Below are 21210 nucleotides of genomic sequence, written 5' to 3'. Positions count from 1 at the left end.
GAATTAAGAAATCAGGTCCAGCTTGGCCGCTTCGAGCCCGCTGGCGCGGATCGTGTCCGGCAGGGCTGAGAAGTCGCGATACCCGGCCTCGCGGGCCATGGCGTCGAGCGCCGTCTTCTCGTCGTCGGCCGCGCCGGTCCAGAGGACGGCGCCGCTCGTCGCCTGCTTGATCTGAAAGATGCTCACTGATTCCTCCGCGATGGCACGAAGACCTTCAGTCTCATAACGGCGTGTTAAGCACTCGGTTGCAGGTCGAAGGAGGTAAAACGGGGCTGTTTTGATCTGCGCCCGACCTGCGGCCCGAGGTCCAGCGACGGACTCGCACGAAGCCGCTATGCTGGCACGACCGCTGGATGCCTGCGCCATGAAAACGCCGATCTACCCAGCGACGGAGACGAAAGACCCGTACAAGGCCGCCAGCGAGGCTTCCGTTTTGCAGATCCCGTCCGGGCGCGCGTCCCGCCTCTTCCTCCTGTGCGGGCTCGTGCTCCTGGCCGCCGCGCCGGCCCGCGCCGTCGAGACCGCCGCCGTCCCCGATGCCGCCGCCATCGCCCCGGCCGTCACCGTGATCCCGGCCCAGCGCCGCGAGATCGTGGAGCGCGCCGTGGTCACCGGCACGCTGGTCCCCCGGGACGAGATCCTGGTCGCCCCGGAGGTCGAGGGGCTGCGCATCACCGAGTTGCTGGTCGAGGAGGGGGATCGGGTCACCAAGGGCCAGGTGCTGGCGAAACTGTCGCAGGAGATGATCGTCACCCAGGAGGCCTCGAACGTCGCGGCCATCGCCCGGGCCGAGGCGGCCATCGTCCAGGCCCGGAGCCAGATCGTTCAGGCGGAGGCCGCCAATATCGAGGCCAAGCAGGCGCTGGAGCGCGCCCAGTCGCTGGCCAAGACCGGCAACGCCACCGCGGCGGTGCTGGAGCAGCGCGTCTCGGCGGCGCAGGGGGCCGAGGGCCGCCTGGCGGCGGCCAAGGGAGGCCTGCAATCGGCTCAGGCCGACCTCGCCACCGCGCGGGCGGCCGGCTCGGAGATCGCCCTGCGGCGCGCCCGCACCGACATCCGCGCCCCCGAGGCCGGTATCGTCAACCGCCGCACAGCCCGGGTCGGCGCCTCGGTCACCTCGGCGGGGGAACCCCTGTTCCGGCTGATCGCCCGCGGCGAGATCGAGCTGGAGGGCGAGGTGCCGGAGACCTCGCTCGCCCGCATCACGGTGGGCGACCCGGCAAACCTCGATCTCGACGACGGCCGCCAATTGCGCGGCAAGGTGCGCCGGGTCTACCCGGAGGTCGACCGGGCGACCCGGCTCGGCAAGGTCCGCATCCGCCTCTCCGACGATCCGGCCCTGCGCATCGGCGCCTTCGCGCGCGGCACCGTCGAGGTGGCGCGCCGGGAGGGCATCGCGGTCCCGGTCTCCAGCCTGCTCTACGCGGCGGACGGCCGGGCCAGCGTCCTGGTCGCCAAGGACGGGCGCGTCGAGGCGCGCGCCGTCACCTCGGGCCTGTCGTCCGACGGCTATACGGAACTCCGCTCCGGCGTCGCGGCCGGCGAGAGCGTCGTGGCGCGGGCCGGCAGCTTCTTGCGCGACGGCGACCGGGTGCGCGCGGTGGCTCGCCCGGCCGGCAGCACGCCCATGAGCGCCCCCGCGAACCCGCCCATGGCCGACGCGGCCCCGCGGTAGGACCAGAGCCATGCGCCTCAACGTCTCCGCCTGGGCGATCCGGAAGCCGCTGCCCTCGGTGGTGCTGTTCCTGGTCCTGATGATCCTCGGGCTGGTGAGCTTCCGCGCCCTGCCGATCACCCGCTTCCCGAATATCGACATCCCGATCGTCTCGGTGACGATCACCCAGTCGGGCGCGGCGCCGGCCGAGTTGCAGACCCAGGTCACCAAGTGGGTCGAGGACTCGGTCGCCGGGGTGAAGGGCGTCAAGCACATCCTCTCGACCATCACCGAAGGCACCTCGACCACGACCATCGAGTTCCGCCTGGAGGTGAACCAGGATCGGGCGACCAACGACGTCAAGGACGCCATCGCCAAGATCCGCCAGAACCTGCCGCGCACCATCGACGAGCCGATCGTCTCCCGGGTCGAGATCGCCGGCCTGCCGATCATGATCTACGGCGCCTCCGCGCCCGCGATGACGCCCGAGGACCTGTCGTGGTTCGTGGACGACGTGGTCGCCCGGGGCCTGCAGAGCGTGAAGGGCGTCGGCGGCGTCGAGCGCCTGGGCGGCGTCGCCCGGGAGATCCGCGTCACCCTGAAGCCCGACCGGCTGCTGGCGCTCGGCATCACCGCGGCGGACGTGAACCGGCAGCTGCGCCTGACCTCCGCCGACATGGCCGGCGGCCGCGGCGAGGTCGGCGGGCAGGAGCAGTCGATCCGGGCGCTCGCCGCCTCGGCGAGCCTCGATACGCTCGCGCAGACCTCGATCGTGGTGCCGGGCAACCGCAAGGTCCGCCTCGACGAGCTGGCGACCCTGTCGGACACCGCCGAGGAGCCGCGCACCTTCGCGCGCTTCAACGGCGAGCCGGTGGTGGCTTTCGCGGTCTCCCGGGCCAGCGGCGCCAGCGACGCCGACGTCTCGGTAGGCGTCGCCAAGAAGATCGCTGCGCTCCACGCGGCCAACCCGGACGTGCGCTTCGACCTGATCGACACCAGCGTCGTCAACACCATCGGCAATTACCACTCGGCCATGATGGGCCTGATCGAGGGCGCGGCGCTGGCAGTCATCGTAGTGCTGCTGTTCCTGCGCGACTGGCGGGCGACGCTGATCGCCGCGGTGGCGCTGCCGCTCTCGGTGCTGCCGACCTTCTGGGTGATGAGCGCGCTGGGCTTCTCGCTCAACGCCGTGAGCCTGCTCGCGATCACGCTGGTCACCGGCATCCTGGTGGACGACGCGATCGTGGAGATCGAGAACATCGTCCGGCACATGCGGATGGGCAAATCGCCCTACCGCGCCTCGCTCGAGGCCGCCGACGAGATCGGGCTCGCGGTCATCGCCATCACGGCGACGATCATCGCGATCTTCTCGCCGGTCTCGTTCATGGGCGGCATCGCCGGCCAGTATTTCAAGCAGTTCGGCCTGACCATCGCGGCCGCCGTGTTCATGTCGCTGCTGGTAGCGCGGCTGATCACGCCGCTGCTCGCCGCCTATTTCCTGCGCGACCACGGCCCCGACCATACGACGGACGGGATCGTGATGCGCGGCTACACGCGGCTGGTCGCGTGGTCGGTGCGGCACAAGTTCATCACGCTGATCCTCGGCATCGCCTGCTTTGCCGCCTCCATCGCCTCCACGGGCCTGCTGCCGGCGGGCTTCCTGCCGGCCGAGGACCAGGCGCGCACGCTGTTCGTGCTGGAGCTGCCCCCGGGCGCCCGGCTGCCCGACACGGTGAAGCTCAGCGACGCGATCGAGCAAAAGATCCGGGCGCTGCCTGAGGTGAAGAGCGTGTTCGTGGATGGCGGCCGGCAATTGCCGGGCAAGCAGGAGGTGCGGCTCGCGACGCTGACCATCAACCTCACGCCGAAGAACACCCGCGCGCGCACGCAGAAGCAGGTCGACGCCGAAGTCGCCGAGATCCTGCGCGAGGAGCCGGATATCCGCTTCTGGGCCCTGCGCGAGAGCGGCCAGCGCGACATGGCGCTGATCATCGCCGGCCCCGACAAGGCCGTGGTGGCGGATGTCGCCGCCAAGCTCCAGCGCGAAGCCGCCCAGATTCCGCACCTCGTCAACGTCATGTCGACGGCGCCGCTCGACCGCACCGAGATCCGCATCCGCCCCAAGCCCGGGGTCGCGGCCGATCTCGGCGTCTCCACCGACACCATCGCGGAGACCGTCCGGGTCGGGACGATCGGCGACATCGGCATGAACCTCGCCAAGTTCAACGCCACCGACCGGCAGGTGCCGATCCGGGTGCAGCTGCCCGAGAGCCTGCGCGGCCGGCTCTCGGAGCTCGAGACCTTGAAGGTCCCGGTGAAGGGCGGCGCCGCGGTGCCGCTGGCGACGGTGGCCGATGTCAGCCTCGGTCAGGGCCCCACCGGCATCGACCGCTACGACCGCGCCGTGCGCGTCGCCATCGAGGGCGACATGCAGGGCACCGACGCCCTCGGCGAGTTGATCAAGCAGGTGATGAACCTGCCCACCGCCAAGAACCTGCCGCCCGGGGTCACGATCAGCCAGACCGGCGACGCCGAGGTGATGGGCGAGGTGTTCGAGGGCTTCGCGCTGGCCATGGGCGCCGGCCTGATGATGGTGTTCGGCGTGCTGATCCTGCTGTTCGGCAACTTCCTCCAGCCGCTCACGATCCTGTTCTCGCTGCCGCTCTCGATCGGCGGCGCGATCCTGGCGCTCCTGATCTGCCACATGCCGATCTCGATGCCGGTGGTGATCGGCATCCTGATGCTGATGGGCGTGGTGACCAAGAACGCGATCATGCTGGTCGATTTCGCGGTCGAGCAGATCCATGCCGGGGTCGACCGCACCACCGCGATCGTCGATGCCGGCCGCAAGCGGGCGCGGCCGATCGTGATGACCACCATCGCGATGGCCGCCGGCATGGTGCCGTCCGCGATGGCGTTCGGCATCGGCGGCGAGTTCCGTGCACCCATGGCGGTGGCGGTGATCGGCGGGCTGATCGTCTCGACCGTGCTGTCGCTGGTGTTCGTGCCGGCGATCTTCGTGCTGATGGACGATCTCTCGCGTCTGCTCGGGCGTCTGTTCGGCCGGTTCGTCGGCGAGCGCGACGACCCGCAGGACGAGCCGGGCTACAGCGAGGCGCGACATCCGGCCAATGACGGCCGGGGGCTGCCGCCACGGATCGCCGCGGAATAGGGCTCGGGCGGGCGCCGCGGCATTGCGCGCCGGGCCCGGATGGGCTGTGAGTCGCGCCCGACGAATCAACGGGGAATCGGGAAACCATGTCGGGTGGTCACGGGGCGATCGAGGGCTCGAACAAGCGCGTGGCGCTGCTGATCTCGATCCTGGCTTTGTTCCTCGCCTTCAGCGAGACGCTGGGCAAGGCGGCCCAGACGGAATCCATCGGCTCCAACGTCGAGGCGGCCAACCAGTGGGCGTATTTCCAGGCGCGCACGATCCGCTCGACGGTGCTCAAGACCGCTGACGAAGCCCTGGCCCTGGTGCCGCCCGGCCCGAACCAGGACGCGATCGCGGCCAAGCGCGCGGAATGGGCCAAGACTCTGGCGCGCTGGGAATCGGAGCCCGCCACCGGCGAGGGCCGCAAGGAGCTGACCGCCAAGGCCCGAGCCTCCGAGGAGCGCCGCGACCTGTCGCTGCTGCGCTACCACCATTACGAATTGGCCTCGGCCGCCTTTCAGATCGGCATCGTCTTGGCCTCGGCCGAGGTCATCACCGGCATCGCCATCCTGGTCTTCGCCGGCGGTTTCTTGGGACTGGCCGGTGCGGCGCTCCTCGGCTTCGGCTACCTGGCGCCGCATGCGCTGCCGTTCTTCCACTGAGACCTTGCTCAAGCGCGCGGTCGCAGTCGCCTAACGGTTCCGATCGACGGCGATCCCAACCTCTCCCCTCATCCTGAGGCGCCCGGCGATCGAAGATCGCTGGGCCTCGAAGGAGCCCTCCAGGGATCGCGCGGCCGGCTGGAGGGCTCCTTCGAGGCCTCCGCTTCGCTGCGTCGCCTCAGGATGAGGTCGAGGATGGGAAAGACCGACTCAACAGGCTCCGAAGGGCCGTGGAGACGGGCAATGACCAAATTCCGAAAGAAAACGACGCACCTATAAAGCTTCGTGCATTGTTCCGGATACTGGACTCGGAACGACGTTCTAAGTTCGTCATGGCTTCACCGGGGGTAGTAACACGATGGCCGACAGGGACGACGAACAGCAGGGGCCCCTGACGCGGATCGCCAGCGGGATCTTCCTCCACACCGAGCACACGATCTACGCCGCGCTGGGCCTGCTCCTGGCGATCACCGCGCTGACCGCGCTGATCGACGCCGCCGGGCTGACCTGGGACGCGCTGCGGGCGCTCGGGGGCGCCGAGAAGATCCTGGAGGTGATCGACCGGCTGCTGTTCCTGCTGATGCTGATCGAGATCCTGCACACGGTGCGGGTCTCGATGCGGTCGGGCAAGCTGACCTGCGAGCCGTTCCTGATCGTCGGCCTGATCGCCTCGATCCGGCGGGTGCTGGTGATCACGCTGCAATCCTCGGAGATCACCCATGCCAAGGACTGGTCGCCGGAGAAACAGGCCCTGTTCAACGCCTCGATGATCGAGCTCGGCGTGCTGGCCGGCCTGATCCTCACGATGGTGCTGGCGATCTTCATGCTCCACCGCGCCCGCGACGACGGCAAGCCGGCGGGCGACGAGACGACGAGTGGCGGGACCAGTTGACCCGCGCCGGCTCGCTGCCGCGCGCGATCGACGCTGAAGCTCGACGATCATCCCACCCACGCCCTCATCCTGAGGCGACGAAGCGAAGCGGAGGCCTCGAAGGAGCCCTCCAGGGATCGCAGCGGCATCTGGAGGACTCCTTCGAGGCCCGGCGATCTTCGATCGCCGTGCACCTCAGGATGAGGGCGTGGGTGGGAAACCTCGATTGAGCGGGCCCCGCGCAGCCCCGCTGCCCCTCAGTTCAACCGCAAGATTGCAGCGTTGAGCAGCGTCGCGAAGGCGACCCAGGCGGCGTAGGGCACGAGCAGCCAGGCCGCGAGCCGGTCGAACCGCCAGGACAGGCGGATCGTCCACAGCACCATGACCAGCAGCATCGCCACCACGATCAGCCCGGTGCCGATCGCGTGGGCACTGAAGAACACCGGCGTCCAGGCGGCGTTGAGGACGATCTGGACCAGGAAGGCAGCGAGCGCGAGCCACCAGCCCTCGCGGCTCGGCCCGGTGCGCGGCATGACGCCGAGCAGCCGCCACAGCGCGACGGCGATCATCGTGTAGAGCAGGGTCCAGGCCACCGGAAAAACCCAGTTCGGCGGGTTGAAGAACGGCTTGTTCAGGCCCGCATACCAGCCCGGGATCTCGGCCTGGGTCGCGGCCGACCCGATCGAAGCGGTGATCATCACCGGCACGATCGCGGCCGCCAGCCGTAGCCAGCGTGGCAGGGCCGGACCTACGGGGACTTGTGTCGCGGCAAGCATCGTCGGTCGTTCTCCGCTCAAGCATCATCCCGAACGATGGATGCCGGCCTTCGGGCAAGAGGATCCAGGGTCGAGGCGCAGGTTGCAGGCGCCCGTGCGCCGTGGCACGCGCCTGCTTCCATCCGCCGGAATCGCCAGATGTCAGACCCTAACGCGCCTCACCGGCATACGGATACCGGCAACGGTACGCCGACCGGGTTGTCCCGCCGCAGCCTCGCGGCGCAGGCCATGGGCCGGATCGAACCCGAGACCCGCGCGGTGGTGATGCCGCTCCACCTCTCCACCACCTTCATCCGCGATCCCGACAACGGCTACAGCTCGGGCTACTGCTACGCGCGGCCCGACAACGCCACGGTCCGCGAGGCCGAAAGCGTCCTGGCGATGCTGGAGGGTGCTGACGCCGGCGCCCTGCTGTTCGGCTCCGGCATGGCGGCGGCCACCGCCGTGTTCGGTGCCCTGGAGCCCGGCGACCACGTCGTGGCCGGCACGGTCATGTACTGGGCGCTCAAGCGCTGGCTGCGCGAGGAGGCGCCCCGGCGCGGCCTGACCCTGACCTTCGTGGACACCGACGATACCGCCGCCCTGCGCGCCGCGATCGAGCCCGGCCGGACCAAGCTTGTGTGGATCGAGACCCCCGGCAACCCGCTCTGGACGGTCACCGACATCGCGGCCGCCGCCGAGATCGCCCACGCGGCCGGGGCGCGGCTGGCGGTGGATTCCACCGCGGCCTCGCCGGTTCATACCCGCCCGCTGGAACTCGGCGCCGACATCGTGATGCATTCGGGCACCAAGATCCTCAACGGCCATTCCGACGTGGTGGCGGGCGTACTGGCCGGCGCCAGGGCGGACGCGTTCTGGGAGCGGATCCGGGGTATCCGCGCCGGCAGCGGCGGGATTTTGGGGCCGTTCGAGGCCTACCTGCTGATGCGCTCGCTGCGGACCTTGCATCTGCGGGCGGCGGCGCAATCGGCCGGCGCCCTGCGGCTGGCGGAACGCCTGAACGGGCATCCGCATGTGAGCCATGTGCTCTATCCCGGACTGCCGGACGATCCCGGGCACGCGGTGGCGCGCCGACAGATGCAGGACGGCTTCGGCTTCATGCTGTCGATCCGGGTGGCGGGCGGCGAAGCCGGGGCGATCGCCACTGCGGCGCGGGTCCGGCTGTGGAAGCGCGCGACCTCGCTCGGCGGCGTCGAGAGCCTGATCGAGCACCGGGCCTCCGTGGAGGGTCCGGGCAGCCCCTGCCCGCCGGACCTGCTGCGCCTCTCCACCGGGATCGAGGACACCGACGACCTGTACGGCGACCTCGACCAGGCGCTGCGCGGCGCGCACGGAGACTGACGCGGGTGCCACGTGGTGCCGAACGCCGTCCTGGCGCGTTGTGCCGGCAAATCCGCCGGCGACCATCGCCACAGACCGCGAGCCTCACGACCATGCCCGTCCCCTTTCGTGCCTCCGTCCCCGGGGCGCTCGCGCTCCTGGCCCTCGCCTCTGGATCCGCCCGGGCCGACACGGTGCCGAACCTCGACGTGGAGACGACCTGCAAGTCGGCGCAGGTCGCCAACACCTCGATCAGCGACCAGGCCAATTACGACGGCTGCCTCCGCTCCGAGCGGGAGGCCAAGCGCGAGGCCGAGAACCACTGGGGCAGCTACACCTCCGCGGCCAAGCGCCAGTGCGAGAGCCAGTTCAAGGCCGGCGGCTACCCGTCCTATGTCGAGATGGTGACCTGCCTGGAACTGGCCTCCGGCTCCGTGCCGACTCAGTCCGGCCAGGGCGGCGCGGCAGTCGGCGGCCCGGGTGCGCCGAAGGACGTCAAGGCGCAGCGGGAAGGCGGCGCCAACCTCACCAAGGAGCCGCCCGCCAGCCAGCGCACGAACCCGATCGAGGTTCTGGAGAACAAGTAGGTCGGAAACCCGCCCTCGGGCCTCGCCCCGGGGGCGCATAAGCTGGCTGCGATATGCTATGCGCGGGCCGTCCCGCCCAGAGCCCCGCCGGTTTCGTGAACGCCCTCGCCATCATCGCCCCGATCTTCGGGATCGTCCTGATCGGCTGGGGCGCGGCGCTCACCGGGCTCCTGTCCGACAAGGTGAGCGACGGCCTCTCGGAATACGTCTTCGCGGTCGCGGTGCCGGCCCTGATCATCGCCACGCTGACCCGGCCGGGCATGAATGGCGAGGTCGCCTGGAGCTACTGGATCTCGTATTTCGGCGGGGCCGGCCTGTCCTGGTTCGTGGGCACGCTGATCGCCCGGCGCCGTGCCGGGATCGAGCGGCGCGGCGCGATCCTGCACGGCTTCGCGGCGAGCCAATCGAACACCGTGTTCGTCGGCGTGCCGATGATCCTCCAGGCCTATGGCGAGGACGGCGCCTTCCCGCTGTTCATGCTGCTCGCCGTCCACCTGCCGCTGATGATGGGCTGCGCCACCTTCCTGATCGAATCCGATTCCGGCCTGCCGGTCCTGGCCCGGATCCGCGGCCTCGCCCTGGTGCTGCTCAAGAACCCGATCTTCGTGGCTCTGCTCATCGGCATGGCGATGAAGAGCACCGGCCTCACCCCGACCGGGATCCCCAAATCCCTGATCGACGCGTTTGCCGGCACCGCCTCGACCTGCGCTCTGGTGGCGCTCGGCGCCGGGCTCAAGCGCTACCGGGTGCTGTTCGATCTCAAGGGCGCGCTGGTGATCGCTTGCCTGAAGAACCTGCTGCACCCGCTGGCGGTGTGGGTGCTCGCCTTCCACGTCTTCGCGATGCCGACCGCTTACGCGGGCGTCGCCACCCTGTTCGCCGCGATGCCGGTGGGGATCAACGCCTACCTGCTCGCCGCCCGCTACCGGACCGAGACCGGGATGGTCGCGGCCTCCGTGCTGGTCTCGACGCTGCTGGCGCCGCTGACGACCCTCGGCTGGCTGATGCTGCTCGGCCGGGCGTGACGCTCGGAGCCCAGCGTCACCGGGCACGTTGGACCGCAGGCCGTGCGGGTCTAGGGTGACGCCAAGCGCGGGGCCGAAGCCCGCCGCATCCTGCAGGCGAGGAAATCCCATGAACGCTCCGATGCGCCCCCCGGGCAGCGCCTCCCCGTCGGCCCCGGCCTCGGCGCGCTTCGTCTGGGAGGACCCGTTCCTGCTGGACGACCAGCTCACCGAGGACGAGCGGGCGATCCGCGACGCGGCCCAAAGCTTTGCGCAGGAGCAGCTCCTGCCCGGCATCGTCGAGGCCTATGCCGAGGAAAAAACCGATCCCGGCCTGTTCCGGAAGATGGGCGAGCTCGGCCTGCTCGGCGTAACCCTGCCGGAGGAATACGGCTGCGCCGGCGCCTCCTACGTCGCCTACGGGCTGGTGGCCCGCGCCGTCGAGGCAGTGGATTCCGGCTACCGCTCGATGATGAGCGTGCAATCCTCGCTGGTGATGTACCCGATCCATGCCTATGGCTCGGAGGAACAGCGTCAGAAATTCCTGCCGAAGCTCGCCTCGGGCGAGTGGATCGGCTGCTTCGGCCTGACCGAGCCCGATGCCGGCTCCGATCCCGCGGGGATGAAGACCAAGGCGGAAAAGATCGACGGCGGCTACCGGATCTCGGGCGCCAAGATGTGGATCTCCAACGCCCCCTTCGCGGACGTGTTCGTGGTCTGGGCGAAGTCCGACGCGCACGAGGGCGCGATCCGCGGCTTCGTCCTGGAGAAGGGCATGAAGGGCCTCTCCGCCCCGACCCTCAAGGGCAAGCTGTCCCTGCGCGCCTCCACCACCGGCGAAATCGTCATGGAGGGGGTCGAGGTCGGCGAGGACGCGCTGCTGCCCAACGTCTCCGGGCTGAAAGGTCCGTTCGGCTGCCTCAACCGGGCGCGCTACGGCATCTCCTGGGGCGCCATGGGCGCGGCGGAGGATTGCTGGCACCGGGCGCGCAACTACACCCTGGAGCGCAAGCAGTTCGGCCGTCCCCTGGCGCAAACGCAATTGGTCCAGAAAAAGCTCGCCGACATGCAGACCGAGATCACCCTCGGCCTCCAGGCCTCGCTGCGGGTCGGCCGCCTGATGGACGAGGGCAAGATGGCCCCCGAGATGATCTCGCTGATCAAGCGCAACAATTGCGGCAAAGCCCTCGACATCGCCCGCACCGCCCGGGACATGCACGGCGGCAACGGCATCATGGGCGAGTACCACGTGATGCGCCACGCCCAGAACCTTGAGACGGTCAACACCTACGAGGGCACCCACGACGTCCACGCGCTGATTTTGGGACGGGCCCAAACGGGGCTGCAGGCGTTTTTTTAGACTTTGGGACATCGCCGCTCCTCCCACCAACCCCCTCATCCTGAGGTGGCGGAGCGAAGCGGAGACCTCGAAGGGAATAGGAGCGACCCACGTCATGACCCGGACCTTGGCCAAGGTCAGGACCGAGATGAGCCTCCACGTTCTGGCTTCCATGAAGCGGAGGATCCAGATCTTCGGGGTCGATCTGCTGATCGCGGTCATCCGGGCCTGAGAGCCTGTTTGACCGCACGTACGCAGTCGAATGATGGTTCTGCCGATGGAGATCCCAATCTCTCCCCTCATCCTGAGGTGCCCGGCGATCGAAGATCGCTGGGCCTCGAAGGAGCCCTCCAGGGATCGCGCGGCTGGCTGGAGGGCTCCTTCGAGGGCTCCGCTACGCTACGCCACCTCAGGATGAGGGCGAGAATGGGAAAGACCGGTCAAACAGGCTCTGAGGGCCGTCGCTTCGATCTGTGATCCAACCTCTCGTGTGCGACCGGCGTCAGCAAAAACCGTGTCCTCACACGGTCTCGGTCGAAAGCGGCCACCCAACGCCCACGCGGATCGCGTTCACACCCAGGGAAGGCGCGATCCCGGAACGCGGCGCATCCCCGGTATGCCGCGCCGCGCACGCAAGGACGGCGCGGGGCGCCGTCCGCTCAGCACTCCCGAGCGGGGACGAATTTCGAGGTGCTCTAAGGTACATGCAACTCCGGCCCCATCGTGCTCGTATAGTGCGCGCGGGACGGCCCCTGTCGTCTCGCCTTCGAAACGATGGCGCCACGACCATGTCCTGCGCGAAGGCCGGAAACGGCTCGAGCTTTTACGATCTTCGCCCCGCCGATCTCGGTCCGCGATGGCGGCCCGGAGCGTGATGGGCGTGGCCGTCGAATCCGATACGGTCGCGGCTCCGGCGGCCGCTGCGTCGCGCGAAGTGCCCGAGCGGCGCCCGGCACGGCTCGGCCTGTCCGGGCGGCTGTTCCTCGTCACCGTCGCCTTCGTGGTGGTGGCCGAGGTGCTGACCTACGTGCCGGCCGTGGCCAATTACCGGATCGAGTGGATGTCCGACCGGGTCGCGGCCGCACAGGTCGCCGCCCTGGTCCTCGACGGCCGCACCGGCGAGCCGGTCTCCGAGGCGCTGGAGAGCCGGCTGCTCGCCGGGGTCAACGCCCGGGCGATCGCGGTGCGCGGCGGCGGCGCCCAGCGGCTGCTCGCCATCGAGCCGGTGCCCGAGACGGTCTCCGACACCGTCGACCTGCGCGACGTCACCGCCCTGTCGACCATCCGGGGGGCCTGGCGGACCCTGGTGGCGCCGGTTCGCGATCCGATCCGGGTGATCGGAGAGGGCGGGATCGGCTTCGACCGGGTCGAGATTCTGCTCGACGAGGCGCCGCTCCGGGCCGCCATGATCGACTACGCGCTGCGGCTGCTGGTCTCCTCGCTGATCATCGCGGCCTCCGCGGCCGGGCTGGTCTTCGTGGTCCTGCAGGTGCTGATCGTGCGCCCGGTGCGGCGGCTCGCCACCAGCATCACCGCCTTCGCCGAGAATCCGGAGGATGCCGGCCGGATCATCGCGCCGTCTCGCCGCCGCGACGAGATCGGCCAGGCCGAGCTGGCGCTGGGCCGTATGCAGCGGATCCTGGCCGAGCAGCTCCGCCAGAAGCGGCGGCTCGCCGAGCTCGGTCTGGCGGTGAGCAAGATCAGCCACGAGCTGCGCAACCTGCTGACCGGCGCGCAACTGCTGGGTGACAGGCTGGAGGACACCGCAGACCCAATGGTCCAGCGCGTGGCGCCGCGGCTGGTGGCGGCCATCGCCCGGGCGATCCGGTTCTGCGAAGCGAGCCTGGCCTACGGGCGCGTTTCCGAGCGCGCGCCGAAGCTGAGCGCCACGCCGCTGGCGCCGCTCTTCGCGGAATTGCCGGATCTCGCCGCGCTCGCGTCCGGTGCCGTCCGCGTCGTCGTCGAGCCTGGCGAATGCCGGGTTCAGGCCGATCCGGAGCAACTCGCCCGGGCGCTCGCCAACCTCGTCCGCAACGCGGTCCAGGCGCTCGACGGCGCCGGGGTGCCCGACGCCGAGGTGCGGGTGGCCGCCAATCGGGACGAGCCCGGCCGGGTGACCATCCTGGTGACCGACAATGGCCCCGGCCTGCCGGAGCGGGCCCGGGAGAACCTGTTCTCGCCGTTCCAGGGCTCGACGCGCTCGGGCGGCACTGGCCTCGGCCTGCCGATCGCGGCCGAGCTGATCGCGATCAACGGCGGCACCCTCACCCTCGACCCGGGCGCGGGCGGGGCCCGGTTCCGGATCGTGCTGGCGGAGGGCTGAACCGCTATTCCGCCGCGGCGAGGATCGGCTCGGCGACCCGGATGCCGAGATCCTGCAGCAGGGCGGCGTCGGAATCCGCCTCGTTGTTGGCGGTGGTCAGCAGGCGCTCGCCGTAGAAGATCGAGTTGGCGCCAGCGAGGAAGCACAGGGCCTGCGCCTCCCGGCTCAGCGCCTTGCGTCCGGCGCTCAGGCGCACCCGGGCCTTGGGCATGACGATGCGGGCGGTGGCGCACATCCGCACCATGTCGAACGGATCGACCGGCGCGGCGGTGTCGCCGAGCGGAGTGCCGGGGACGGCGGCCAGGGCGTTGATCGGCACGCTCTCCGGATGCGGCGCGTGGTTGGCCAGCACCTGCAGCATCGCAACCCGGTCGCCGACCCCCTCGCCGAGGCCGATGATGCCGCCGCAGCAGACGCCGATGCCGGCCTCGCGAACCCGCTCCAGGGTGTTCAGCCGGTCCGCGTAGGTCCGGGTCGAGACGATCTTGTCGTAATAGTCCGGCCCGGTATCGAGGTTGTGGTTGTAGGCGGTGAGCCCCGCCTCGGCCAGGCGCTCGGCCTGGCTGGCGGTCAGCATGCCGAGGGTGACGCAGGCCTCCATCCCGAGCCCGCGCACGCCCCGCACCATGTCGAGCACGGAGTCGAATTCCGCGCCGTCCCGCGGGCTGCGCCAAGCCGCGCCCATGCAGAACCGGGTCGCGCCGTTGGCCTTGGCGGCGGCGGCTTCGGCCAGCACCGTCTCCACCGGCATCAGGCGCTGGCGCGGCAGGCCGGTGCCCTTGTGGTGGGCCGATTGCGAGCAGTAGCCGCAATCCTCCGGGCAGGCGCCCGTCTTGATCGAGAGCAGGCTGGCGCGCTGGACGTCGCTCGGGTCGTTGTACGCCCGATGCACGGCCGCGGCCCGATAGACCAGATCGAGCAGCGGCAGATCATGGATCGCGCGGATCTCGGCCACGCTCCAGTCGTGGCGGAAATCGGAGGCGTGCGGGTCGGCAGCTTGGCTCATGATGTCTTCTTGAGTGGGATCGGTGGCCAAAATCAAGCGCCCATCGGGCCGCCGCCATCCGGTGCGGAGGCGGCGGCATCGCTTCAATGGGTCGGTTCACCCGCCGAGACCTTGGCGGTCCAATCGTCGAAGGCGATCACCGTCTGGCGCTGCTCGCCCAGGCGCTCGATGCGCAGGACCATCTCGTCGCCGGCCTTCAGGTAACGCGGCGGCTTCATGCCCAGGCCGACGCCCGGCGGGGTGCCGGTGGTGATCACGTCGCCGGGCTCCAGCAGCATGAAGTGCGAAGCGTAGGCGACGAGCTGGGGCACGTCGAAGATCATCGTCGCGGTCGAGCCGGTCTGGCGGCGCTCGCCGTTGACGTCGAGGCTCATGGCGAGGTTCTTGAGGTCGGGGATCTCGTCCAGCGTCACCAGCCAGGGGCCGAGCGGCCCGAAGGTCGGCGCGCTCTTGCCCTTGGTCCAGGTCGGGCCGCGCTCCAGCTGCCACTCGCGCTCGGAGACGTCGTTGCAGATGCAGGCGCCGGCCACGTAGCTGAGCGCCTCGTTGGCGTGGACGTAGCTCGCCCGGCGGCCGATCACCACGGCGAGCTCCACCTCCCAGTCGGTCTTGGCCGAGCCCTTGGGGATGATCACCGTGTCGTTCGGCCCGCACAGGCTGGACGGCGCCTTGTTGAAGATGATCGGCTCGGCCGGGATCGGCGAGCCGGTCTCGGCGGCGTGGTCGGCGAAGTTGAGGCCGATGGCGATGACGTTGCGGGTGCCGCCGACGCAGGGGCCGAGCCGCGTATCCGGCGGCAGCTTCGGCAGGCTCTCGGGATCGACGGCGCGCAGCCGGGCGAGGGATTCGGGCGCGAGCGCCGGCCCGGCAATGTCGCGCACGAGGCTCGAGAGGTCGCGCAGGCCGCCCTGCGCATCCACGAGGCCGGGCTTCTCGTCGCCGCTCGGGCCGTGCCGAAAGAGCTTCATCGCCGCGACTCCTCATCCTTCCCTGGAACCGGTCTGCGCCGGACGCCGGGACCATGGCCGCGCATCCCCGCCGGTGCAAGCGCATCCAATCGATCAGACACGATCCCCGGGTGTCACAACTTGGCAACATCATGGTGAAAAAGTGCATATCTCAATGCGCCATGATCTATTGTTCACAGTCGCGACGGCTCGGAGAAGAACAGTCTGTGTTGCGAAAGATCAGTTTTCGTTGCGCCTGTGTGGAGTAAAACCCGCTGCTTCTCGGCCGCTGATCAGAACGCTACGCCCGAGCCGGAATAGAAATCGTCGTTGCGATCCACCGGCGGAAACCTGCACCATACCGGCAACAGCGCCGGGCCGGTACGCAAGGTCGAATCAGGGCGCCGGGCAAACCAACCGGTTCGGGGGAGCGAGATGGGCGGGACAATGCGCGCGGTGGTGCTCGCGGCCTCGGTGGCGGCTTTCGGCGCCGGGGAGGCCCGGGCCGGAGCGTTCGGCATCCGGGAGCAGAGCACCCAGGCCCAGGGCCTGTCCTTCGCGGGCGCGGCCGCCGGCTCCGGCGGTGTCTCGTCGATCTTCTGGAACCCCGCGACGATCACGATGAACCCCGGCTTCGTCGCGGAGCAGAATCTCACCTATATCGGCCTCTCCTCCGAGATCCGGACCGCGCCCGGCACCAATCCCGGCTTTGCCGGCCTCGGCAATTCCGGCGATATCGGTCAGGGCGCCGTGGTGCCCGCGGGGGCGACCTCTTACCAGCTCAACGACCGCCTGTGGCTCGGCCTCTCGACGGGCGCGCCCTTCGGCCTCGTGACCAAGCCGAACCAGGTCTGGGCCGGTGAGGTCTATGGCCGCTCGTCCCGGATCTTCACGCTGGCATTCAATCCGGTGATCGGGTTCAAGGTCAACGAGTGGCTGTCGCTCGCCGCCGGCCCGAACATCGAATATTTCCGGCTGACCCTGCGGCAGGCGCTGCCGATCCCCGGCATCGCGCCGTCCCTCTATCCGAGCGGGTTCCTCAAGGGCGAATCCTGGGGCGTCGGCTTCACGGCGGGCGCCACGCTGACGCCCCGCGACGGCACCGTGATCGGCATCGGCTACCGCTCGTCGGTCCACCACGACATCGATGGCTCGATCGGCGTGCCGCTGGTGGCGCTGGCGCCGCTGGCCGGGCAGGTGCGTGCGAAGCTCAACACGCCGGACAAGCTGAGCGTCGGCCTCGTCCAGGCGATCTCGCCGGTCGCCCGGGTCGATCTCGGCTTCGAGTGGGACCAGTGGTCCCGGCTCGGGACGGTCGGGATCGTGTCGAACCGCCTCGGCGTGCCGGTCAACAACCTGCCGCTGAATTACAAGGACGGCTACACCTACTCGATCGGTGCCGAGTACGACGCGGCCCCCAACCTGACCATGCGGACCGGCTTCGCCTACGAATCCTCGCCGATCGACTTCCGCAACCGCTCGGTGCGGCTGCCGGACGGCGATCGCTACATCGCCTCCGTGGGCGCCAGCTACCGCTGGAACGAGCGCCTGACCCTGAACCTGGCCTATTCACACTTCTTCCTCGACCGGTCGCGCGTGCTCGCGGGGATCGGGCGCGACTACAATGTCAGCAACATCGCCTTCGCGGGCGTGGTCGATTCGAGCGCCGACATTGTTTCGGTCGGCTTCCGCTACGTGTTCGGCGCCCCGCCGCCGGCCGCCCCGGCGCCGCTGGTGCGGAAGTATTGAGGGGAGATCGGCCACGCGTGGCGGACGGCTCCCGCGCCCCCTCGGCTACAACTGCCGGTGAGCTTTGGGACCGTCGTCACTGTTACGCACGACCGGACAGTGAGCTTTCCCGACCCGCTTCGGGAGGCACCCTCCCGGGAGGCACCCTCCCCCCTTAGCGGGCGAGCGGATTCATACATTGGGGTCGGCAGGATACGCTGGAGACACCGCGGCCCTCCCTCCCCCCTCTGCGGGGGAGGGTGGCCCTCGCAGGGGGTCGGGAGAGGGGAGCGACGGTGCAGGATTGGGCTTTGCCCGTAATGCCGGTCACGCCTTGTCCTGAAGCCGGGTTCCCCTCTCCCGACCCTCGCTGACGCGAGGCCCACCCTCCCCCGCAGAGGGGGGAGGGAGACGCGCCTGGGTCCGGCCGTTGCTTCCATCCGGCAACGATGTGTGAAGGTCGTCGCTCAGCGGGGGAGGAAAACGCGCGGGAGGCAGCAACCGTCCCGACTCACAAGAAGACTCAGTCGATGTCCTCGACCTCTTCCGCACCGCCATAGACCCGCTGGGCCAGCGAGGCCTCCATGAACGGATCCAGGGCGCCGTCGAGCACCGCGTCCGGGTCGGTGGACTGGGTGCCGGTGCGCAGGTCCTTCACCAGCTGATAGGGCTGAAGCACGTAGGATCGGATCTGGTGGCCCCAGCCGATATCGGTCTTGGCCGCGGCCTCGGCGCTGGCCTTCTCCTCGCGCTTCTTCAGCTCGGCCTCGTAAAGCCGGGCGCGCAGCATGTTCCACGCCGTGGCGCGGTTCTTGTGCTGGGAGCGTTCCTGCTGACAGGCCACCACGATCCCGGTCGGGTTGTGGGTGATGCGCACCGCCGAGTCGGTGGTGTTGACGTGCTGGCCGCCGGCGCCGGACGAGCGGTAGGTGTCGATCCGGCAGTCGGATTCCTTGATCTCGATCTCGATCCGGTCGTCGATCACCGGATAGACCCAGACGCTGGCGAAGCTGGTGTGCCGCCGGGCGCTGGAATCGTAGGGCGAGATCCGCACCAGCCGGTGCACGCCGGACTCGGTCTTGAGCCAGCCATAGGCGTTGTGGCCCTTGATCAGGAGCGTGGCGCCCTTGATCCCGGCCTCTTCGCCGTCCGACCACTCGACGATGTCGACCTTGTACTTCCGGCGATCGGCCCAGCGCGCGTACATGCGCTGGAGCATGTTCGCCCAGTCCTGGCTCTCGGTGCCGCCGGCACCGGCATGGACTTCGAGGTAGGTGTCGAAGCCGTCGGCCTCGCCGGACAGCAGGGTCTCGACCTGGCGGCTGGCCGCCTCCTTCTCGACGGCGAGGATCGCAGCCTCGCCCTCGCGGATCGAGGACTCGTCGCCCTCCATCTCGCCGAGTTCGATCAGCGTCGCGCCATCCTCGAGGTCGCGCTCCAGCTTGCGGATGGACGAGACCGCCTCGTCGAGCTGCTGGCGCTCGCGCATGACCTTCTGCGCGGCGTCGGCGTCGTTCCACAGGTCGGGGTTCTCGGAGGCTGCGTTCAGCTCCGCGAGGCGTTTATCGACAGTATCCCAGTCAAAGATGCCTCCTCAGCAGCCCTATAGACTGCTTGGCGGCATCCGAGGCTTGCTCGATCTCGGCGCGCATTTGGTTTTTCGGGAATGGGGTTGCGGTGTCGGGCCGGGTGATACCGCCCGGGGGCCGGCCTGTAAACGGCGGCCGGATCCTCACGCGGCATCGCGCTCGTCCACGAGACGGCGCGTTGCCGGATCGCTTCGCTCTGCTCGCGCGTCGGATCCGCTCAGTAGCGCGGCGGCACGATGTAGGACGGGGCGATCACGTACTCCTTCGGACGCCGCTGCGCGCCGAACCGGCCCTCGGTGATCTGGTCGTTGTAATAGTCGAAGCCGGTATAGCCGAAGCCGCCGCCGTTCATCACCTGGGCCACAGGGACCGGCGGCACGGCGAGGTCGGGGCGGCCCGGCGGCACGATCACCTGGCAGCAGCCCTCGGCCTGAAGCACAGTCGGGCCGTTGGGCGCGCTGAACACGTAGGCGCGCGGCTGCGGGATCCCCGGCGGGAAGGCCGGCTCGGCGGCGGCGGCCTGGGCGACGAGACCGAGCAATCCGGCGGCGATCAGGGTCTTGGTGCTCACGCAATGCTCCGTCACGGGGCCGGCCAGGCCGGCGTCAGGCCTACACTCTAGCTTATCGCGGGCGGCCTGTCCGGCGCATGCGGACCGACCGGTTAACCGGACCCCGGTCAGCCGCGGGCGCGCAGGACCACCTGCGGGCTCGCCGGCACCGGCCGGCAATCCGAGATGAAGGCGTTGACCGGCAACGGCTTCGAGTCGCAGGCATAGGCATCCGTCGGGCCCGGCGCGGGCACCGGATCCCGCGCGATGATCGGGTTCGGCGCGCAGGCCGAGGCCGCGGCGGCGAGCAGCAGGGCGGCGATGAGGTTCAGGCGGCGCATGCAACACTCGGGACGCGGGAGGACCCCCGTGCCCGACCCTGCGCATCGCGATCCGCTCTGACAAGCGCCGGCGGGGGACGACGACGCCTTTGACGGCGCCTGTCGCCCGCCGGCAACAACTTTTCGGCCCGGCCTCAGACGGCCCGGGCCAGCGGCACGACGTTGTGCAGGGTCTTGTCGCCGCCGTCGAAGAACCGGCGGATGTTGCGCGCGGCCTGCCGGATCCGCTGCTCGTTCTCGACGAGCGCGATGCGGACATACGCGTCGCCGAACTCGCCGAAGCCGATGCCCGGCGCCACGGCCACGTCGGATTTTTCGAGCAGCAGCTTCGAGAATTCGAGGCTGCCCATCTCCTGGTAGCGCTCCGGGATCGGCACCCAGGCGAACATCGAGGCCGCGGGCGACGGGATCGTCCAGCCGGCCTTGCCGAAGGACTCCACCAGCGCGTCGCGGCGCTTGCGGTAGGTCGCCCGCATCTCGTCGATGCAGTCGTCCGGGCCGTTCAGCGCCGCGGTCGCGGCGACCTGGATCGGCGTGAAGGCGCCGTAATCGAGATACGACTTCACCCGGGAGAGCGCCGCCAGCAGGCGCTCGTTGCCGACCGCGAAGCCCATGCGCCAGCCGGCCATGGAATAGGTCTTCGACAGGGAGGTGAACTCCACCGTGCAGTCGATCGCGCCCGGGACCTGCAGGACCGAGGGCGGCGGGTTGCCGTCGAAATAGACCTCCGCGTAGGCGAGGTCCGAGAGCAGGATCAGCTCGTGCTGCTTCGCGAAGGCGACGAGGTCCCGGTAGAAATCGAGATCGGCGACGTAGGCGGTCGGGTTCGACGGGTAGCAGACCACCAGGGCGACCGGCTTCGGGATCGAGTGGCGCATGGCCCGCTCGAGGGCCGGGAACATCGCCGGGGTCGGCTCGGCCGGCACGGAGCGGATCACGCCGCCGGCCATCAGGAAGCCGAAGGCGTGGATCGGGTAGCTCGGGTTCGGCACCAGCACCACGTCGCCCGGTGCGGTGATCGCCTGGGCCATGTTGGCGAAGCCTTCCTTCGAGCCCAACGTCGCCACCACCTGGGTGTCGGGGTTGAGGCTCACGCCGAAGCGGCGCTGGTAGTAGCCGGCCTGGGCCTTGCGCAGCCCGGCGATGCCCTTCGAGGCGGAGTAGCGGTCGGTCCGCGGACGCCCGGCCGTCTCGCACAGCTTGGCGATGACGTGCTTGGGGGCGTCGAGGTCGGGGTTGCCCATGCCGAGATCGATGATGTCGGCGCCCTGGGCTCGGGCGGTTGCCTTGATCCGGTTGACCTGCTCGAACACGTAGGGCGGCAGGCGCTTGATGCGGTGGAAATCGGTCATCGGCGTG

At 69.6% G+C, this 21210-nt stretch carries 18 protein-coding genes; 10 read left to right on the top strand and 8 right to left on the bottom strand.

Translation table 11 applies throughout. The features are described 5' to 3' along the window. Nucleotides 1–3: 3 nt before the first annotated feature. Nucleotides 4–186 (bottom strand): hypothetical protein, encoded by a 183-nt coding sequence (locus MKL20_RS10630; protein WP_243971059.1) that lies wholly within the window; start codon nucleotides 184–186, stop codon nucleotides 4–6. Between the two features lie 178 nt (nucleotides 187–364). Between MKL20_RS10630 and MKL20_RS10625 the strand changes: the two genes are divergently transcribed. From MKL20_RS10625 to MKL20_RS10610, 4 genes are all read left to right on the top strand, one after another. Next, entirely contained in the window at nucleotides 365–1675 is a 1311-nt protein-coding gene (locus tag MKL20_RS10625) for an efflux RND transporter periplasmic adaptor subunit (protein ID WP_244036642.1), read from the top strand. Nucleotides 1676–1685: 10 nt separating this feature from the next. Beyond that, a complete protein-coding gene (locus MKL20_RS10620; protein WP_244036641.1) occupies nucleotides 1686–4826 on the top strand; it encodes an efflux RND transporter permease subunit in 3141 nt (1046 codons plus the stop codon). A gap of 86 nt (nucleotides 4827–4912) precedes the next feature. After that, entirely contained in the window at nucleotides 4913–5470 is a 558-nt protein-coding gene (locus MKL20_RS10615) for a DUF4337 domain-containing protein (RefSeq protein WP_244036640.1), read from the top strand. Between the two features lie 358 nt (nucleotides 5471–5828). Further along, nucleotides 5829–6362 (top strand): phosphate-starvation-inducible PsiE family protein, encoded by a 534-nt coding sequence (locus MKL20_RS10610; RefSeq protein ID WP_243971053.1) that lies wholly within the window; start codon nucleotides 5829–5831, stop codon nucleotides 6360–6362. Between the two features lie 236 nt (nucleotides 6363–6598). Here the strand turns inward: MKL20_RS10610 and MKL20_RS10605 are convergent, their stop codons facing one another. Beyond that, nucleotides 6599–7117: a TspO/MBR family protein gene (locus tag MKL20_RS10605; RefSeq protein WP_244036639.1), complete on the bottom strand. Its 519-nt coding sequence runs from the start codon at nucleotides 7115–7117 to the stop codon at nucleotides 6599–6601. 138 nt (nucleotides 7118–7255) lie between these two features. Here MKL20_RS10605 and MKL20_RS10600 point away from each other — a divergent pair, with 138 nt between their 5' ends. From MKL20_RS10600 to MKL20_RS10580, 5 genes are all read left to right on the top strand, one after another. Further along, on the top strand, nucleotides 7256–8458 hold the full coding sequence (locus MKL20_RS10600; RefSeq protein ID WP_244036638.1) for a trans-sulfuration enzyme family protein: 1203 nt from the start codon (nucleotides 7256–7258) through the stop codon (nucleotides 8456–8458). 92 nt (nucleotides 8459–8550) lie between these two features. Further along, nucleotides 8551–9024, top strand: coding sequence for a hypothetical protein (locus tag MKL20_RS10595; RefSeq protein ID WP_243971047.1), 474 nt, complete (start codon nucleotides 8551–8553; stop codon nucleotides 9022–9024). A 95-nt stretch (nucleotides 9025–9119) separates the two neighbouring features. Beyond that, nucleotides 9120–10049 (top strand): AEC family transporter, encoded by a 930-nt coding sequence (locus MKL20_RS10590; RefSeq protein ID WP_244036637.1) that lies wholly within the window; start codon nucleotides 9120–9122, stop codon nucleotides 10047–10049. A gap of 109 nt (nucleotides 10050–10158) precedes the next feature. Next, entirely contained in the window at nucleotides 10159–11388 is a 1230-nt protein-coding gene (locus tag MKL20_RS10585) for an acyl-CoA dehydrogenase (RefSeq protein WP_244036636.1), read from the top strand. 835 nt (nucleotides 11389–12223) lie between these two features. Continuing rightward, entirely contained in the window at nucleotides 12224–13690 is a 1467-nt protein-coding gene (locus MKL20_RS10580; protein ID WP_244036635.1) for a sensor histidine kinase, read from the top strand. A gap of 4 nt (nucleotides 13691–13694) precedes the next feature. On the opposite strand, the gene bioB is transcribed toward MKL20_RS10580, so the two are convergent. Both bioB and MKL20_RS10570 read right to left on the bottom strand, forming a co-directional pair. Continuing rightward, nucleotides 13695–14696 (bottom strand): biotin synthase BioB, encoded by a 1002-nt coding sequence (gene bioB, locus MKL20_RS10575; RefSeq protein ID WP_243963255.1) that lies wholly within the window; start codon nucleotides 14694–14696, stop codon nucleotides 13695–13697. Nucleotides 14697–14779: 83 nt separating this feature from the next. Next, nucleotides 14780–15664 carry a fumarylacetoacetate hydrolase family protein gene (locus MKL20_RS10570; RefSeq protein WP_243963254.1) on the bottom strand — a complete coding sequence of 295 codons (885 nt, stop codon included), beginning with the start codon at nucleotides 15662–15664 and terminating at the stop codon, nucleotides 14780–14782. Nucleotides 15665–16078: 414 nt separating this feature from the next. Between MKL20_RS10570 and MKL20_RS10565 the strand changes: the two genes are divergently transcribed. Next, entirely contained in the window at nucleotides 16079–17392 is a 1314-nt protein-coding gene (locus MKL20_RS10565) for an OmpP1/FadL family transporter (RefSeq protein WP_244036634.1), read from the top strand. Nucleotides 17393–17894: 502 nt separating this feature from the next. On the opposite strand, the gene prfB is transcribed toward MKL20_RS10565, so the two are convergent. The 4 genes from prfB to MKL20_RS10545 form a co-directional block, all read right to left on the bottom strand. Beyond that, nucleotides 17895–19023 (bottom strand): peptide chain release factor 2 gene (prfB, locus tag MKL20_RS10560; RefSeq protein ID WP_243963250.1). Its coding sequence is split into 2 segments (ribosomal slippage): nucleotides 17895–18953 and nucleotides 18955–19023, totalling 1128 coding nucleotides; the frame shifts between segments, so codons are not numbered across the junction. 154 nt (nucleotides 19024–19177) lie between these two features. Then, complete coding sequence (locus MKL20_RS10555; RefSeq protein WP_244036633.1) at nucleotides 19178–19531, bottom strand: hypothetical protein; 354 nt, start codon at nucleotides 19529–19531, stop codon at nucleotides 19178–19180. A 107-nt stretch (nucleotides 19532–19638) separates the two neighbouring features. Beyond that, a complete protein-coding gene (locus tag MKL20_RS10550) occupies nucleotides 19639–19851 on the bottom strand; it encodes a hypothetical protein (protein WP_147855602.1) in 213 nt (70 codons plus the stop codon). A gap of 134 nt (nucleotides 19852–19985) precedes the next feature. Beyond that, nucleotides 19986–21203, bottom strand: a complete 1218-nt coding sequence (locus MKL20_RS10545; protein ID WP_243963267.1) for an LL-diaminopimelate aminotransferase — start codon at nucleotides 21201–21203, stop codon at nucleotides 19986–19988. Nucleotides 21204–21210 lie beyond the last annotated feature (7 nt).

The organism is Methylobacterium sp. E-066 (assembly GCF_022829635.1).
Taxonomy (GTDB): domain Bacteria; phylum Pseudomonadota; class Alphaproteobacteria; order Rhizobiales; family Beijerinckiaceae; genus Methylobacterium.
Note: the sequence above shows the minus strand (reverse complement) of the source record. Positions and strands in the feature narration are given on the sequence as shown.